This is a genomic window from Alicyclobacillus acidiphilus NBRC 100859 (assembly GCF_001544355.1).
Lineage (GTDB): Bacteria > Bacillota > Bacilli > Alicyclobacillales > Alicyclobacillaceae > Alicyclobacillus > Alicyclobacillus acidiphilus.
The window spans coordinates 59,192-75,564 of the sequence record NZ_BCQI01000015.1; the positions used below are offsets into that span (position 1 = coordinate 59,192).

16 protein-coding genes are annotated in these 16,373 nt (G+C 57.9%); 13 read left to right on the forward strand and 3 right to left on the reverse strand.

Annotated features, from left to right (window positions below; translation table 11 throughout):
- Positions 1 to 4: 4 nt before the first annotated feature.
- From yhbH to aroA, 7 genes are all read left to right on the forward strand, one after another.
- The gene (gene yhbH, locus AAC01S_RS08185; protein ID WP_067621205.1) at positions 5 to 1,156 is read left to right on the forward strand and encodes a sporulation protein YhbH; all 1,152 of its coding nucleotides are present in this window, start codon (positions 5 to 7) and stop codon (positions 1,154 to 1,156) included.
- Positions 1,153 to 2,601 carry a SpoVR family protein gene (locus AAC01S_RS08190; protein WP_067621206.1) on the forward strand — a complete coding sequence of 483 codons (1,449 nt, stop codon included), beginning with the start codon at positions 1,153 to 1,155 and terminating at the stop codon, positions 2,599 to 2,601. The genes yhbH and AAC01S_RS08190 overlap by 4 nt, the downstream gene beginning before the upstream one ends.
- 154 nt (positions 2,602 to 2,755) lie before the next feature.
- Entirely contained in the window at positions 2,756 to 3,970 is a 1,215-nt protein-coding gene (locus AAC01S_RS08195; RefSeq protein ID WP_067621207.1) for a glycosyltransferase family protein, read from the forward strand.
- 13 nt (positions 3,971 to 3,983) lie between these two features.
- Positions 3,984 to 4,586 (forward strand): adenylyl-sulfate kinase, encoded by a 603-nt coding sequence (gene cysC, locus AAC01S_RS08200; RefSeq protein ID WP_067621208.1) that lies wholly within the window; start codon positions 3,984 to 3,986, stop codon positions 4,584 to 4,586.
- 41 nt (positions 4,587 to 4,627) lie between these two features.
- Positions 4,628 to 5,539 (forward strand): sulfotransferase family protein, encoded by a 912-nt coding sequence (locus AAC01S_RS08205; protein WP_067621209.1) that lies wholly within the window; start codon positions 4,628 to 4,630, stop codon positions 5,537 to 5,539.
- A gap of 51 nt (positions 5,540 to 5,590) precedes the next feature.
- Complete coding sequence (locus tag AAC01S_RS08210; RefSeq protein ID WP_067621210.1) at positions 5,591 to 6,076, forward strand: nitroreductase family protein; 486 nt, start codon at positions 5,591 to 5,593, stop codon at positions 6,074 to 6,076.
- A gap of 53 nt (positions 6,077 to 6,129) precedes the next feature.
- Complete coding sequence (gene aroA / locus AAC01S_RS08215; RefSeq protein ID WP_067621211.1) at positions 6,130 to 7,476, forward strand: 3-phosphoshikimate 1-carboxyvinyltransferase; 1,347 nt, start codon at positions 6,130 to 6,132, stop codon at positions 7,474 to 7,476.
- Positions 7,477 to 7,482: 6 nt separating this feature from the next.
- On the opposite strand, the gene rnz is transcribed toward aroA, so the two are convergent.
- Entirely contained in the window at positions 7,483 to 8,445 is a 963-nt protein-coding gene (rnz, locus tag AAC01S_RS08220) for a ribonuclease Z (RefSeq protein WP_067621212.1), read from the reverse strand.
- A gap of 128 nt (positions 8,446 to 8,573) precedes the next feature.
- On the opposite strand from rnz, the gene AAC01S_RS08225 reads away from it, so the two are divergent.
- Both AAC01S_RS08225 and AAC01S_RS08230 read left to right on the forward strand, forming a co-directional pair.
- Positions 8,574 to 9,047, forward strand: a complete 474-nt coding sequence (locus tag AAC01S_RS08225; RefSeq protein WP_245630125.1) for a MarR family winged helix-turn-helix transcriptional regulator — start codon at positions 8,574 to 8,576, stop codon at positions 9,045 to 9,047.
- A gap of 118 nt (positions 9,048 to 9,165) precedes the next feature.
- The gene (locus AAC01S_RS08230) at positions 9,166 to 10,632 is read left to right on the forward strand and encodes a potassium/proton antiporter (RefSeq protein WP_245630127.1); all 1,467 of its coding nucleotides are present in this window, start codon (positions 9,166 to 9,168) and stop codon (positions 10,630 to 10,632) included.
- Here AAC01S_RS08230 and AAC01S_RS19550 read toward each other — a convergent pair.
- Entirely contained in the window at positions 10,629 to 10,787 is a 159-nt protein-coding gene (locus AAC01S_RS19550; protein WP_169794026.1) for a hypothetical protein, read from the reverse strand. The two genes, AAC01S_RS08230 and AAC01S_RS19550, sit on opposite strands and share 4 nt — an antisense overlap.
- Positions 10,788 to 10,994: 207 nt before the next feature.
- Between AAC01S_RS19550 and AAC01S_RS08235 the strand changes: the two genes are divergently transcribed.
- The 4 genes from AAC01S_RS08235 to AAC01S_RS08250 all read left to right on the forward strand — a co-directional run bounded on the left by AAC01S_RS08235 (position 10,995) and on the right by AAC01S_RS08250 (position 14,614).
- The gene (locus tag AAC01S_RS08235; RefSeq protein WP_067621214.1) at positions 10,995 to 11,939 is read left to right on the forward strand and encodes an ABC transporter ATP-binding protein; all 945 of its coding nucleotides are present in this window, start codon (positions 10,995 to 10,997) and stop codon (positions 11,937 to 11,939) included.
- Positions 11,908 to 12,657, forward strand: a complete 750-nt coding sequence (locus AAC01S_RS08240) for an ABC transporter permease (RefSeq protein WP_067621215.1) — start codon at positions 11,908 to 11,910, stop codon at positions 12,655 to 12,657. Before AAC01S_RS08235 ends, AAC01S_RS08240 begins: the two co-directional genes overlap by 32 nt.
- Positions 12,658 to 12,740: 83 nt before the next feature.
- A complete protein-coding gene (locus AAC01S_RS08245) occupies positions 12,741 to 14,015 on the forward strand; it encodes a sensor histidine kinase (RefSeq protein ID WP_067621216.1) in 1,275 nt (424 codons plus the stop codon).
- Positions 14,012 to 14,614, forward strand: coding sequence for a response regulator transcription factor (locus AAC01S_RS08250; RefSeq protein ID WP_067621217.1), 603 nt, complete (start codon positions 14,012 to 14,014; stop codon positions 14,612 to 14,614). Before AAC01S_RS08245 ends, AAC01S_RS08250 begins: the two co-directional genes overlap by 4 nt.
- A gap of 59 nt (positions 14,615 to 14,673) precedes the next feature.
- On the opposite strand, the gene AAC01S_RS08255 is transcribed toward AAC01S_RS08250, so the two are convergent.
- Complete coding sequence (locus AAC01S_RS08255) at positions 14,674 to 16,116, reverse strand: MFS transporter (protein WP_067621218.1); 1,443 nt, start codon at positions 16,114 to 16,116, stop codon at positions 14,674 to 14,676.
- Positions 16,117 to 16,373: the final 257 nt, after the last annotated feature.

Genomic DNA, 16,373 nt, shown 5'->3' on the forward strand with positions numbered 1-16,373 from the left:
GTCCGTGAGGACTTACTTTACGCTGCAGAGGGAAGATTGGTCGCTTCACCGGAAAGGACATCAGGACCAAGAACGGCACAAGGAGAAAGTCCGGGAAGCCATCAAAGACAACTTGGCTGATTTGGTGAGCGATGAGAGCCTGATTATGAGTGACGGCAAACAAATCGTGAAAATTCCGATTCGGTCCTTGGAAGAGTACCGGATTCGTTACAACCACCAAAAGGGGCGGCATGCCGGCACGGGGCAGGGCGACACGCAAGTGGGTGACATTGTCGCCCGCGGACGGCCCGACAAGAGCGGTACGCCCGGAACCGAAGGAGCAGGCGAGCAGCCTGGAGTCGACTACACGGAGGCTGAGGTGTCACTCGAAGACATCCAGAATGTTCTCTTCAAGGAATTGGAATTGCCCGATCTCGCCGACAAGGAAGCCCCGGATCTGACCGTCGACACGGTCGAGTTCCGGGACGTTCGAAAGAAAGGGTTGTCGAGCAACATCGACAAGAAGCGGACGTTGCTCGAAGCCATCCGCCGAAATCAAAGAGCGGCCATTGACAAGGTCCGCATCTCCCCGGACGACTTGCGCTACAAGACGTGGGAAGACGTGCAAAAGCCTGATTCGAACGCTGTGATTCTCGCGATGATGGATCTGTCCGGTTCGATGGGGTTGTTCGAAAAATACTGTGCTAGAACATTCTTTTTTTGGATGGCCCGCTTCCTGGAAACGAAGTATGAAAATGTCCACATTCGCTATATCGCGCACCACACGGAGGCGCACGAAGTCAGTCAGGAGCATTTTTTCAACAAGGGGGAAAGCGGGGGGACCATTTGTTCCTCCGTCTACGAATACGCGCTCGGGATGATTCGAAGCGAATATCCGCCGGATCGATACAACATATACCCAATCCACTTTTCCGACGGCGACAACCTGACCTCGGACAATGAGAACTGCGTCAGGCTCGTGCGCGAACTGTGTGAAGTGTCGCAGATGTTCGGCTACGCGGAAGTCAATCAATACAGCCGCTCGTCAACCTTGATGAGCGCCTACGGGAAACTGGAATTGCCCGTGTTTCGCAAGTTTGTGATTCGCGACAAGAGCGAAGTGTACGCGGCTTTAAAACACTTTTTCTCGCGGCGGGAAGGAGTGAAGAGCGCGTGACGAACGAAGAGTTGGAACTGCTGGAAGAAAGCATTGATCAAATGACGGATCTCGCCAAGCGGTTTGGTCTGGATTTCTATCCGATGCGCTACGAAGTATGTCCTTCCGATATTATTTATACGTTCGGCGCTTATGGGATGCCCACCAGATTCCATCATTGGTCGTTCGGGAAGAGTTTTCATCGGATGAAGCTCGATTACGATCTCGGCATGAGCCGCATCTATGAGCTGGTCATCAACTCGAATCCATGTTACGCGTTTTTGCTGGACGGCAACACGTTGCTGCAAAACAAGACCGTATGTGCGCACGTGTTGGCGCACTGCGACTTCTTCAAGAACAATGCCACGTTTCGCTTCACGTCGCGGGACATGGTTGAGCGCATGGCGGCGAGTGCGGAGCGGATTTACCACTACGAGCTGAAATATGGCCGCAAGAAAGTCGAAGAGTTGATTGACGCGGGGCTTGCGCTCTCTGAACACATCGACGCGTCGGCGGACGGCCGCAACGCGCGCAAGCTGGTCAAACAGCAGCAACATCTGCATCGCCGCGGTGAATCCGCCAACGGGTTTAAGCGGGCGCAGGCGCAGACGCCGTACGACGACTTATGGGCGCTGGATCGAACGGAGCAGGCCGCGGCGCCTGCGCCCAAAACGCAGATCAATCCCCGCGCTGCGCAGAAGGACATCATGCTTTACGCGATTGAACATTCCCCCACGCTGGAGGAATGGGAGCGTGATATCTTATCCATTCTTCGCGAAGAGATGCTGTACTTCTGGCCCCAGTTGGAAACCAAGATCATGAATGAGGGCTGGGCAACCTATTGGCACCTGCGGATCATGAGAGAGATGAATCTCACGGACGAGGAAGCGGTGGAGTTCGCCAAAATGCATTCTGGTGTAGTGCTGCCTTCGCGGATGTCCATCAACCCATACCATCTGGGGCTCGCCATCTGGGAGGACATCGAACGCAGGTGGGATCATCCATCGGATGAAGAGCGCGAGAAATACGGTCGAGTTGGCGGACAGGGTAGAGAGAAGATGTTCGAGGTGCGCGAAATTGAAAATGACGCGTCGTTCCTTCGCAATTATCTCACCAAGCAGTTGATTGAAGATTTGGACCTGTATCTCTACCAAAAGGTCGGCAACGATTGGCGCGTCGTGGAAACGGACTGGGAAAAGGTTCGCGATACGCTTGTGGCCTCTCGCGTGAATGGAGGAATCCCGGTTCTCTATGTCGAGGACGGCGATTACAACCGCAACGGCGAACTGTACGTGAAGCACGAATATGAAGGCGTGGAACTGGACATTCGCCATTTGGAGAAATCGATGCCATACTTTTATCGAGTGTGGGGAAGAACGAGCCACGTGGAAACCGTGGTGGAAGGCCGCGAGGTCGTCTTCACCTATGACGGGAAGAAGACGCAGAGAAGGTTTGTCAAAGATTGACCACGTTCCGGTGCATAAAAGATCTGTTATTGATTGTCGGAATGTGTAGACTATGATAGAAGTGGTCGATCCGGTCCATGGCCGGATCGATCCGCCGACTATCGCAGCTCGGGTGCGAGCGGCGCATTGAGACGCATTGAATGGAGGCAAATCGGTGGGAGAGGCGACGAAAACCGTCCTCGTCATTTCATACTTGGCTCCGCCGCAACTGGATGCGGAGGCCATTCTCGTCTGGAAGACGGTTCGCGAATTATCCCGGTATTTCCGCATTCAACTCGTGACGAGCAACGAGGGCCAGGGACAGGATCCGGAGATGGAGCTCCCGCGTGACGTATCCGTCGTGCTCGGCAGGACGTTGAAACCGAGCGGTACATTACTTCGCCGCGTGACGGACAAGCTGGTTGGATACCTCGTAGACGAACACTACCTGTGGGCGAAGGTGAACCGCATTCCGCTTCAGGACGGGCATTTTGATCTCATCTATAGCCGATCCCAGCCTGGTTCGAGCCACATTCTCGCCTATCGGGTGAAGCAGGAGACTGGGAAGCCGTGGATTGCCCAATTTAGCGATCCGTGGGCCAACAACCCGTATCACAGCCATCATTCTGGATTCCGCAAGTCGTTCAACCGCAAGTGGGAACAACGCGTCGTGGAGACCGCCGATAAGCTGGTGTTTCCGACGCGGGAAATTCAGGCGATGTATGTAGATTCGTATCCCCATTTGCCCATCCTGGAGAAATCGCTCATTTTGCCGCATCACTTCACGTCGGATCTGTATCCGAAACAGAGTGAAGAGCCTGTACGCGGTCCTGCGGACAAAGTGACCTTTTCGTATTTGGGCAGTTTCTACGGTTCTCGTTCCCCTGAACCGTTCCTCAAAGCGTTACAATACGTTTTGGACAAATTTCCAGAGTGGAAGGACAGGATTCAAATCAATTTGTATGGAAATGTGTCTTCCGGTTTTGCTGCCATGGTTGACGCATGCCCCGTGCCAATTGCCCGTGGGCGCGCCCCATATCTGGAAACCCTGAAGATGATGAGACAGTCCGATGTCCTGTTGTTGATCGACGCCCCGTCGGCGACTGGCTCAAATCCGTTTTTGGCCTCGAAGTTGATCGATTATCTCGGCGCAGGCAGGCGAATTCTCGGCATTACGGATGAGCAGGGCACCGCCGCCGACATTCTTCGCGAGAGCGGACATACAGTCGTCAGCCCGCGCGACGTCGATGGCATTGCAACGGCCATAGAACGATATATGGAGATTTGCCTTCGCGAGGGACGAACGGAAGTACCGATTCCAAATCAGTTCGAGACGAGGCAGGTCGTTGGCAAGTTGGCAAGTGTGATGCAAGAAATGATGCGAGATTGAGAGGGTACTTACGATGAGTCAAGTGGTATGGCAACCGACGCAGGTCACGAAGAAGGATCGCAGGATCCAAAATCAGCACTCCAGCTTTGTTCTTTGGCTGACCGGATTGTCCGGCGCAGGCAAATCGACAGTCGCGAGCGCTTTGGAATTGGAACTCCACCGCCGCGGGCTGCGGACGTATCTGCTGGACGGTGACAACCTGAGGCACGGCATCAACGCGGACCTGGGGTTTGCCCAGAAGGATCGCAGCGAGAATATCCGCCGCGTGTCAGAAATCGCGAAGCTGTTTGTCGACGCGGGCATGATTGTGATCGCCGGTTTGATCTCGCCCACTCGCGAGGACCGGGACAAGGCGCGGGCGCGCTTTGAGCAGAACGAGTTCTTCGAAGTGTTCATCGATTGCCCCGTGGAAGTGTGTAAAGAGCGCGACCCGAAGGGGCTGTACAAGAAGGCTTTGGCAGGCGAAATTCGCAACTTCACCGGGATCGACGCCGAATACGAAGTGCCGCTGCACCCCGATTTGACACTGCATACCAACAAGCAGTCTGTCGAAGAGTCCGTTCGGCAAATCATTCAGTTCCTTGAGGATAAAGGGCTTTTGACATTTTCGGCGTAGATTGATCTACGCGGATCAACTCGAGAAAGAGGTGTGCCGCAATGCCACGGCCAAATTTCTTTATCGTAGGCGCCGCGAAATCTGGGACGAGTTCGCTCGACAGGTATCTTGGACAACATCCCGAAGTGTATATTCCGCCCAAGAAGGAAGCGCACTTTTTTTCCATTCCTGACTTTCCGCCGGTGTTTCGCGGACCGGGCGACGAAGGGATGAACCAGTACACCATTCGCGATCGCGACATGTATTACCATCTCTTCGATGGAGTTGCCGGAGAAAAGGCTATCGGCGAATCGTCCGTCTTTTACCTGTACTATCCGGGCACCGCACAGCGCATGAAGCAAGAGATCCCTGACGCCAAGATCATCATCATGCTGCGCAATCCAGTGGATCGGGCGTTCTCGGCGTACATGCACCTCATACGCGACGAGCGGGAACATCGCAGCTTTCGCGAGTCGCTTGCGAAAGAAGCCGAGTTTAAAGCGAACGATTTCGAACCGATGTGGTACTACAGGGAGCTCGGGCTGTACTCGGAACAGGTGAAGCGCTATCTGGAGACGTTCGGCCGGGATCGCGTGAAGGTGATCATCTTCGAGGAATTTGTCAAAGACGCCGTTTCAGGTGTGCAGGATGTCGCCGCGTTTTTGGGCGTGTCCACCGATTTTGTGCCGGACACGTCGATCCGCCACAACGAGTCAGGGGTTCCCAAGTCGCGGCTGCTCTACAATTTCATCTCGAAGCCGCACGGCATCAAGGAATTGGTCAAGCCGTTGGTGCCGACCGGGGTGCGTGAACGCTTGGGCAACCAGGCGAAGTCGATGGTGCTGGAGCGAGCCCAAATGGATCCTGACGTCCGCAGCGAGTTGGAGGCGTATTTCGCGGAGGATGTCAAAAAACTTGAAGAGCTGCTCCATCGCGACTTGTCCGTATGGAGGAAAGTGAAATCGCGAGCATAAGAGTCGTCGCACAGACGGCTGCTAGGTTTGACACAGAGGAGGAGTTTCAGTATGGACGTTGCAGAGGCTATTCGCACTCGGAGACATATCAAGTTGTTCAAGCCTGATCCTGTCGACATGGACAAAGTTCAAGCGTGGCTGGAAGCGGCCAGTTACGCGCCGAATCACCGCCTGAACGAGCCTTGGGAAATTCTCGTCGTCGGCGAACAGACGCGTCAGGCAATCAATCATGGGCCGAATTTCGGAAACGCGCCGCTCGTTCTCGCGATTCTCTCGAAGCGTGCGGAAAAGCAGGTTGATCGCGACGAAAATCTCATCGCTGTCTCTTGTTTCATTCAAAATTTTTCGCTTCTGGCGCATGCCGAAGGCGTCGGCGTCCGTTGGACGTCGGTGGGCTGGGGAGATCCCGCGCGTCAGGCGCTCGGCGTCGACGATTCGTACGATGTCGTCAATATCCTCGGTGTCGGCTACCCTGCGGAAGTTCCGCAAGTCCGTGAACGCACGCCCATCACCGAAAAGATCCGTCAATTGCCGTAAGCGGCAAGCGTCGCGTTCTCTGTGGCGCCAACCATGAGGAATGAGGTGGCAAAGTGTCGTCGAACGAATCGGATTTGCGTGCGCGTTCTCCCTGGGCCTTGCACGGCGTCAGCGTGGCGAAAGTGTCGCCGGTGAGCGCCCCTGTCGACGCGGACGTGGTCGTGCCGGGCAGCAAGAGTTTCACGAACCGGGCGCTCGTGATTGCAGCCATGGCGAACGGATCGTCCCGGTTGACCGGTTTGCTGCGAAGCGACGACGCGTACTGGTGCATCGAAGCGCTCAAAGCGCTCGGCGTGAACTTGACCGTGTCTGGTGAAGAGGTTGCGATGGACGGTGTGAATGGCGTTTGGCCGAATTCCGAAGGTCATCTCTACACCGGAGCCGGAGGCACGGCCGCACGGTTTCTGACCAGCGCGCTCGCCGCAGGGCATGGGCGCTGGACCATTGAAGGCAGCAAGCGCATGAATGAACGGCCGATGGGTGTCCTGTTCGACGCGTTGACATCGCAGGGGGCGTCCATCACGACGTTGTCGGATCGACCGGACACACTGCCGATTCGGCTCGAGGCGAACGGCTTGCAGGGCGGCGACGTGCGGATGTCCGGTTCTGTGTCCTCGCAGTTCATCAGCGGCGTCCTCATTGCCGCGCCGTACGCCAAAGCGCCGCTCACGGTGCGCATTGAAGATCACATCGTGCAACACGCGTACGTTCATATCACGCTCGACATGATGAGATCGTTCGGCGCCGCGGTCGAAGCCGATCCGGACTTGCTCAGCATCCGCGTCGAACCGACCGGATACCAAGGCCGGGACTATGAAATCGAAGCGGACGCATCCACCGCGTGTTACTTTTGGAGCGCCGCGGCCATCACGGGTGGACGGGCTCGCGTGAAAAATCTGACGTACAATACCCGCCAGCCAGACGTGCAATTTGTCGACGTATTGGCCCGCATGGGTTGCGAGGTCGATAAGGCCGGGCCTGGCATCGAAGTGCGCGGGCCGCAGAAACTACGCGGGGGTTTCACGATCAGCATGGAAGAGATGTCGGACCAGACGCTCACGTTGGCCTTCTTGGCCCCGTTTGCCGATAGGCCCATCACCATCGCGAACGTGGGCCACATTCGCCATCACGAGTCGGATCGACTGATGGTCATTTCGCACACGCTCCGCGCTATCGGCATCGCGGTCGACGAACATGAGGACGGCGTGACGATTTATCCAGGAGAAGCGCACGGTGGTCGGCTGTCCTCGTACGACGATCACCGGGTGGCCATGGCGCAAGCCCTGATTGGCCTGGTGGTGCCGGGCGTCGAAATTGTGGACCCTGGCTGCGTTTCCAAGACCTGCCCGATGTTTTTCGAGAAGTGGCGGGAAATCGGCGTGCAAGTGGATCTGCAATAGCCCAGATCACAGGGTGCTGCGCCTTGGTTTCTTCACCGCGAGGCGAAAGTGATCATGCGCGATCGCGGTATTCTCGAAGACGTCTGTGGCGTCTTGCAGCAATTGCGCTTCACCGTCGGCGTCGTAGCGGGCGCTGATATGTGTGAGGACGAGCTGGCCCACACCGGCCCGCTTGGCGATGTCGGCGGCCGCGTCGGCGGAAGTGTGGTGATACCGCTTTGCTCTGTCGTGATCGGCCGCGTCGTAGGTCGACTCGTGAACGAGGACATCCGCGCCTTCGGCCAGTTCGATCGCGCTGTCCGTAGGAAGCGTGTCGCCGAGGATGACCACACTTCGCCCTTGGCGCGGCGGCGCCACGACGTCGGCGGCGCGAATCACCCGCCCATCGTCGAGCGTGACATCTTGGCCGGATTTCAAGGTGCCGTAGATTGGGCCCGGGGGGACGCCCAGCGACTTCAGCACATCCGTTCTCAGCGAACCTGGGGATGGTTTTTCATCGATTCGGTAGCCCCAGCTTGGTATGCCGTGGTGCAATTTGGCCACTGTCACCACGATGTCCTGGTCTTCGTACACCACTTGGCGGCTGCGGCAAGCGGGTTCATCGTGATCGAGCTCCAGGAAGCGCAACTGGTACGGCAGGTGCGCGCAACTGATCCGGATGGACGTTTCCACAAAGGCAGCGATGCCTTTTGGCCCGACGATCGACACATCGCTGGTCGCCGATTGAAAGGCGCGGCTTCCCAGCAGGCCAGGAAGGCCGTAGATGTGATCGCCGTGCAGATGGGTGATCAGGATGTGATCCACCTTGGCAGGACCGAACGGGGCCCGCAGCATTTGGTGCTGCGTACCTTCTCCGCAGTCGAACAACCACACAGAGCCTCGCGTTTCGTTCCACCACAATGCAATCGATGTGACATTTCGCCGTGTGGATGGGAGTCCTGCTCCGGTTCCAAGGAAGTATAATTCCATGCCAAACCCACTTTCTGTCGAAACTCGTTTATCTCCATTGTGCACCAAATGGATTGGGATACAGCAACTCGTACTATACAATTGTCATACGCCAATCTGTCCGGCCATCTACGATAGGGAGTGATTCGGTGGACGTACTGCAGGAATTGGAGCGCGAAGTGGCCATGTTCGCCAGAAGGATGGAATTTGCCAGACAAACTGGACAAGGAACGAGTGTCCTGGATCGATCCGCGTACCTCATTTTGCTGACGTTGCACGGCCAAGGTGAGATGACGGTGAGTGAATTGGCGAATCTCTTCCACCTGGATATTTCGACCATCAGTCGCCAGATCATGCCCTTGGTCTCGACGGGGTTGCTCGTTCGGGAGCGGGATGACGTCGACAAACGGCGCGTTGTCGTGAGATCGACGCCCAAGGGGGAGCAGATTCTTGGCGAAGTCAGAGCGGCGCGAAAATCGCTCTATGCCGAACTGCTCGAGGACTGGTCGGAAGAGGAGAGGGCGCTGTTTCTCAATTTGATGCGAAGATTGAACCAGCGCATCGAACAAAGACAACGGGCGCGCGAAGCGCAGTCAGCCCAGCGGTTGCCGCGAGGTCAGTAAAATTTGCGGACGAATGCTGTGCCATGGTTCAACCACGCACGGATGGGGGCAAGATGGGGAGTGAAGGGGGTACCTTCGCCATCATTCTTGCTTGAGGAGCGTGCGGCTCTTGAATACGATGACGTTGATGGTCGCCATTGTTCTCCTCGCCGGCGTTCTCTTGGCGCGCGCCAACAAGCGGTTCGGATTTCCCGCCCTCATCAGCTTCGTGGCCGTTGGTTCGGCGCTGGCGTCGCTGGTGCCTGGCGTGCTCGAGAACATCACACCCAAGGTGGCAAAGGATTTAAGCTACTTGGCCCTGGCGTTCATCCTCTTTGAAGGTGGACTCCATACTTCGGCGCGACGCGTTCAGCGCGTCTGGCGTCCGGCGATGTCGTTGGCGACGATTGGCGTGCTTATCTCGTCCGCCATCATGACCGGGTTTGCCCATATGGTACTGGGGATTTCTTGGGTCCCCGCCGCGATGTTGGGTGTCGCGGCGAGTTCCACCGATGCCGCTTCGGTGTTCAGCGTGCTCGGCAACACGTCGCTGCGCAGGCGGCTAACCGATGTGTTGGAAGTCGAGTCAGGCACGAACGATCCCATGTCGTTCTTTCTCATCACCATTCTCATGCAATGGATTCACCAACCGCACTTGTCGATCTCGGAGGAGATTGGCCGAGTCATTGTCCTGTTTTGTCTGGAAATGGCCGTCGGCCTGGTGATTGGCGTGGTGATTGGCCTCTTGGCCTCGTATGTCAACCGTTACGTCAAATTGGACACAGGCGGCCTGTATCCGACGCTGTCGCTCGGTTTTGCGCTTTTGTCGTTCGGATTGGCCCAATCGCTGTATGGCAGCGGGTTTCTCGCCGTGTACGTGACAGGGGTTGTCATGTCGAGCAGGCAAATGGAACACCGGTATACCATCGTTCGATTTCACGAGGGACTTGCCTGGACGATGCACGTCCTGATGTTTGTCGTGTTGGGCTTCTTTCTGGTGCCGCGCGATTTCGCCTACGTATTTGTGCCCGGCGTCGCGTTGGCGGCCGCAGCATTGCTCGTCGCTCGTCCCGTCGCCGTGTGGATTTCCACCATCGGCATGCGATTTACCATACGTGAGCGCGCGTTCATCGCATGGGCGGGACTTCGCGGAGCAGCGCCGATCGTCCTGATTTTGTCCGCAGTGGAATCCGAAGTCACTGGGTACATCGTCATGATTGAAGTGGTGTTCTTCATCGTGATCGCATCGACCCTGATTCAAGGTTTGACGGTCCAGCCGCTGTCTGAGAAGTTCGATCTCGTCGACGCGACGCCATCGGAAGATATTGTGGACTTGCTCTCGTTGACCCGGGAGACGGCACTGGTGGTTCCGGTGGAAATCGCGGCGGACTCGCCGTACGTAGAGAAGCGCTTGAGCGAGGTGCGGTTTCCCGAAAACACGCTGTGCTACGGTGTCGTTCGAGGTTCGCGCGTCGTCGTGCCCCGCGGCAGTACGCGTCTTCGCGTAGGTGATCACCTCTTGGTCATCGCGGAGATGTCGCAGGTCGCCGCCCTGAAGGCGATGTTCGACAAGGATCAGGTTGGGCAGGCGACGATGCTGCCCTAGGCCTTAGGCGCTTCTGAAGTGTTGGGTTCATCTCGTTTGTGTTCGTCGAAACCGGGGAGGTCTTCCACCATCTCAAGCAAATCTTCGTCGTCTTCTTCCTCGACAAAATGAACGCGAATGTCCTTGCCTTTAAACGTGGGCTGCCTGTATTGCATGTCGTTACCTCCATTCGAACCATTCGCACAACGATTCGCTCATCACGCCGATCTTATGACAATTGTCACATGGAATGTGTGACATCGTCCACTGGGCCCCATCGTCATCGGACGGATACGATATGAGTATACGAGGTGCGCACCTTCTGTGAAATAGTGAAACTTTTGGCGGCTGGATGCGGCCGGATTTGAAGGAGGAGTGACGGCGTGACAGCGGCGATCGCGTTGAATCAAGTGGTCAAGCGCTTCGGCGCGGTGACTGCGGTGGACCACGTGTCGTTTGAAATCGAACAAGGCTCCATCGTGGCCCTGCTGGGTCCCAATGGCGCTGGCAAAACCACGACGATATCGATGATGCTTGGGTTGTCGCAGCCGACGTCGGGCAGCGTGCTGGCGTTCGGCCAAGACCCCGCCAAGCGGCTCACGCGCAAACACTATGGTGTGATGCTGCAGCAAGTTGGACTCCCTGGCAAAGTGAAGGTTCGTGAATTGATCGATCTGTTTCGAAGTTTTTACGATCACCCGCTGGACGCCGAACGGCTGCTGGCCATGGCTGGGTTGGAAAGCGAAGCGCGCAAAGAGGCCGTCAAGCTGAGCGGCGGTCAGCAGCGGCGCTTGCAGTTCGCGCTTGCGATGGCAGGCAATCCCAAGCTGCTGTTCCTCGACGAGCCGACGACCGGCATGGATGTGACGTCGCGGCGCGGTTTTTGGGACAGTCTGCGCGAGTTTGCGAGAGACGAGCAGCGAACCATCGTACTGACGACGCACCACCTGGACGAAGCCGACGCGATGGCGGATCGAATCCTGCTCATGCAGCATGGCCGCGTGATCGCCGACGGTTCGGTGGAGGATGTCAAGCGGCAGTCCGGCAAGCGCTACGTCTCCTTCATCGCCGGCGCGAGCGTCACGGAAGAGGTTCTCGCGACCTTGCCCCTGGTCGATCACGTCGAGTGGAGTGGCCGCCACGTTCGTTTGACGACGACCGACCCGGACACGCTCCTTCGGGCCATTATTCAGATGGACTTGGACGTGTCTCATTTCGAGGTGTCGCAAGGGCGTCTGGAAGACGCGTTTGTGTCGCTCACCGGATCGGAAACATGGATGGAGGAGGCGGTTGCGCATGACGCAATGGTGGTTCCAGACACGCATTGAAATCTTGAGAAACATCCGAAATCGCCGCTTTTTCTTCTTCAGCGTATTGCTGCCGATTGGCTTTTACTTTCTCTATGTGAATTTGATTGGTCCGAATCGAGTCGTTGGCGGCGTCTCGTGGAAAAGCTATTACTTGATCTCCATGGCCACGTTCAGCGTTGTCGGCGCAGGGTTAAACGGGTTGTCGTCGCGCATCGCGTTCGAGCGGACGCAGGGATGGGTTCGCCTGATGCAAACGACGCCGCAGCCGCCCATCAACTACGTGACGGCGAAGATCATCGCGAATTTGCTGGTCAACGTCACGGAGGTCGTGATTTTGTTTCTTGCAGCCGCCATCGTCGAGCATGTCAGGATGCCTTTGGCGAACTGGATCATGGCTGGCGCGTGGATCGCGTTTGGCGGCCTGACGTTCATCGTGCTCGGCATGCTCATTGGCCAGCTTGCCGGCATCGACGCGGCGCAAATTGTCGCGTCAGCGCTCTATTTTTTGCTCTCGATCACGGGCGGCCTCTGGTTCCCGGTGCAGATGATGGGCTCTTTCATGAGCCATCTGGCGCAGTGGACCCCGACGTATCACCTGGCACGCGTATCCTGGTCGCTCGTTGCCGGGCAAGCGCCGTCGTGGGACGACTTTCTCGTCTTGGCCGCATACTTCGTCGCATTTGGCCTGGTTGCCCTGTGGGCAACCGGCCGTCGAAGAGACACGCGCTCGGCGTAGCGGACGAAAGAAGCAGGCAGGAGAGCGCGGGGGCAAAGGGCGAAATGGTGTGGGCTGCACGGCGTGATCGGGAGGGGAAGCCAGTGAGAGGCAACGATCTTCGGGAAGTGAACGCGAATGGGCAAACGGGCCGCCGATCGGCGCGCGTTTCCCATCGCCGCGTCATGTACTTTTACCTGACGCAGCTGCTGATTCCCGCAGCGTATCTGTACCAAGCGCCTTGGTCTCAGTTGCTCATTGGACTGGGACTGCTGGCCTTATTCGGCCTTTGCTACGCGATCGCGTTTCCGCCAGCTCGACCGAAGCAGCGGCTGCTCGCTTCGGCGGGGATGGTCGTGCTCATGTGGGTGATGATGTGGCTGTTCGCGCCGGAGTACGTCGCGTTGGCGTATTACCCCGTGGCTGTGCTGTCCTTCATGGAACTGAACATCGTCGTCCCTGCCTATGTCGCGATGGGGATTGGCACCGTTGGTCTGTATTTGCTGTACACGCGCGTACATCACATCGCATTGTCTGGCTATCTGCTCCCCGTGGCGATTGGCGGCATGTTCAGCGCCTTCATCATGGCCTTCATGCTCCGCTACTACGGTCGGCTGCAGGATGCCAACGAGCGGCTTGCGAATGCGAACGCCGAGATCGAGCGGCTGACGAAAGTGGCGGAGCGAGAGCGCATCAGCCGCGATCTTCACGACGTCATGGGCCACCAGCTGTCGATGATCTCGCTCAAGGCGCAGGTGGTCGCGAAAGTCTTGCAGCGCGACGGCGACAAGCAGCGCGCCATCGCCGAAGTCAGCGACATCGAACGGGCCGCCCGGGAAGCCTTGGCCAGGGTTCGCGAGTATGTCGCGGACATGCGTCAGGCCGACTTCGGCGAGGAGTGGATCGCGGCGGAAACGCTGCTCAACACGGCAGGTATCGACGCAAACATGGACGCCGGCTGCCCAGGCGCCTGGCGCGGCCAGCCATTTTCTGTGCTCGCGATGTGCCTGCGCGAAGCGGTCACGAATGTCGTTCGCCACAGCGGTGCGAGCCGCTGCACCGTTCGCGTCTGGCGGGAAGGGGCTTACGTTCATCTGTTGGTTGCCGACAATGGGCGGGGCCTGCGTCGGGCTTCCGCTGTCACCGACAGGGCGGAGCCGTCTGGAAGCGGGTTGCAAAGCATGCGAGCGCGCGTCGAAGCCATCCAGGGCTCGTTTGCCTTCTGGACCCGCGGCGATTCGGTCGATCCGGTCGCAACTGGCGCGGTGAGTGTCGGCGCGATCGATCCGCAAACCTTGGGCTTTGCGCCTGGCCTGGCCCTGCTGATTACTTTGCCTGACGATGACGGCCATCTGCGTCAGGAGGAGATGGTGAGATGATCCGGATACTCATCGCGGAAGACCAGGTATTGGTTCGCGACGCGCTGACAACCTTGCTGAATTTCGAAGACGACTTCCAGGTTGTCGCAAACGTCGGCAATGGCGAGGACGCGCTGCGCCAAGCCGTTTCATTGCGCCCCGATGTGGCCATTTTGGACATTGAAATGCCAGGACTGAGCGGACTTGACGTCGCGGAACGACTTCGCAACGAGCTTCCGGCGTGCAAGGTGATTCTCCTGACCACGTTTGCTCGATCCGGCTATTTGCAACGCGCCGTCAAAGCGGGTGCGCACGGCTACCTGCTGAAGGATTCGCAAGTCGAGGATCTCGCAGCGGCCATCCGCAATATCGTGGGCGGACAACGCATCTTCAGCCCGGCGCTCATGGTGGAAGCCATGACCGAGGAAAATCCGCTGACGCCGCGCGAGATCGACGTCTTGCGGTGCGCACGAACCGGCGTCGGGACCAGAGAGATCGCCAAACGTCTCGCACTGTCGGAAGGGACAGTCCGCAACTACCTCTCCGAAGCCATCTCCAAACTCGGCTGCGCTTCGCGACAGGAAGCTGTTCAGCGCGCAGAGCAAAAAGGGTGGCTGTGACAGCCGCCGGCTCGCCCGGTAGCCACCCGCCAAAAGCGGACCGCAGCCGACCGCGATGGTTATACCGATTTGGGGCCGCGAACGAGCGAGACCACGACGCCGAGGACAGTCGCCACGAGCAGCGATACCATCGCCATCCGAAAGCCGCTGATGAGCCACGGTAGATCCGACCCGGGGATTTGCGCGCTGTTGCCTTGATAGACCAGGCTTTGCAGGCGCTTGGGAAGGCCAACCGCCACCAGCATCAGCGACAGCGCCGTGCTCGTCACCTGCCCCATATTCTGCAGCATGGAACGCAGTCCATTGGCTGTTCCGCGGTGCGCCGGATCGATGGTCAACATAATGGACGACGTGTTGGGCGTCATGAACAGGGCGCTGCCGCCTCCTACGAGCAACATGCCAATCCCTTCCCATACATACGTCTCGAACATCCCGGTAAACGGCGTGAGGATGGCAATGCCCAGTCCGGACACAGCAAGCCCCAGGCTGGACAGGATCCGCGCGTCGTAGCGGCTCGCGAGCGATCCCGCCACTGGCGAGACCACAATCATTCCGATGGTCACCGGAAGCACAGCCAAGCCAGCGACAAACGCGCTCGTGTGATGGATGGTCTGCTCATACAGCCCAATCAACAGCACGACGGCCGTTCGCGCAAACGCATTGAGGAACGTCGCGACATACGCGGAGGCGTAACGGCGATTGCCGAACAGCCGGAGATTCATCAGCGGTGAGCTGGAGCGCCACTCGACCCACAGGAAGAGAGGCGTCATGATCACAAACGCGGCCAAGCCGCCGATCACAATGGGATCGCTCCAACCGAGCGTGCCGCCTTCGGACAGCGCCAGAATGAAGCCGCCGAGCGCGAAAAACAAGAGCACGTTGCCGGACCAATCGAACCGCTCGTGCGTCGCCCGCGTAGGCAATGCGCGCAGGGTGATCATGGCCCATACGACGCCGATCACGCCGACCGGCACATTGAACCAGAACACCCAAGCCCATCCGAAGCGCGTCGCGAAGAAGCCGCCGACGACAGGGCCAATCAGTTGCGCCGCAGACGCTGTCAGGACGTTGATCCCCAACCCTTTTGCCAGCGATCGCTCCGGAAACGCGTCGGTAATCAGCGGCGTCGTGTTGGTGATGACGATCGCGCCGCCCGCCGCTTGAAGCGCCCGCAGAACGAGCAGCGTCCAGATGTTCGGCGAAAAACCAATCAAGAGTGAAACGACGGTGAACAGCAGCAAGCCGATGATGTATAACTTTCGCCTGCCGAATAGATCGGCCACGCGGCCAAATACCAGGATGAATATCGTATTGAACAACATATAGGACAGCAGGATCCAGTTCGCTGTCGTGGCTGTGGCGTGGAAATGCTTCGCCACGACGGGCAACGCCACATTGAGCGTGCCGACGTTCAACAATGTCAACATCGTGCCGAGCGACGTGACCGACAAGACGAGCCAGCCGTACCGTTCGGATTTTGTCTCTGTTTGTACAGGATTCAATTCGGTCGCCACCTATTTCTAGAATGTATGGACAGCCGTTCGGCCTTCCCGCACGGGTAAAGTACGGAAGGCCGGTCTGCACGGGCAAATGCTGTCAGAACCAATGCTGTCAGAACCAATGCTGTCAGAACCAATGCTGTCAGAACCAATGCGAGAGAATTATTTCGACTTAGGAAATATACCACATGTGAAGCTTTACGACGGAATCGGAAGGCAGGGCGGGGATGTCGGAGGCGGGATGTCGGAGGCGGGATGTC

Bases quoted from the DNA above. Each gene is read 5' to 3' on its own strand.
- AAC01S_RS08250 (WP_067621217.1), top strand. From the start codon at position 14,012: ATGATCCGGATACTCATCGCGGAAGACCAGGTATTGGTTCGCGACGCG.
- AAC01S_RS08205 (WP_067621209.1), top strand. From the start codon at position 4,628: ATGCCACGGCCAAATTTCTTTATCGTAGGCGCCGCGAAATCTGGGACG.
- AAC01S_RS19550 (WP_169794026.1), bottom strand. From the start codon at position 10,787: ATGCAATACAGGCAGCCCACGTTTAAAGGCAAGGACATTCGCGTTCAT.
- AAC01S_RS08240 (WP_067621215.1), top strand. From the start codon at position 11,908: ATGACGCAATGGTGGTTCCAGACACGCATTGAAATCTTGAGAAACATC.
- cysC (WP_067621208.1), top strand. From the start codon at position 3,984: ATGAGTCAAGTGGTATGGCAACCGACGCAGGTCACGAAGAAGGATCGC.
- AAC01S_RS08230 (WP_245630127.1), top strand. From the start codon at position 9,166: ATGACGTTGATGGTCGCCATTGTTCTCCTCGCCGGCGTTCTCTTGGCG.
- AAC01S_RS08210 (WP_067621210.1), top strand. From the start codon at position 5,591: ATGGACGTTGCAGAGGCTATTCGCACTCGGAGACATATCAAGTTGTTC.
- rnz (WP_067621212.1), bottom strand. From the start codon at position 8,445: ATGGAATTATACTTCCTTGGAACCGGAGCAGGACTCCCATCCACACGG.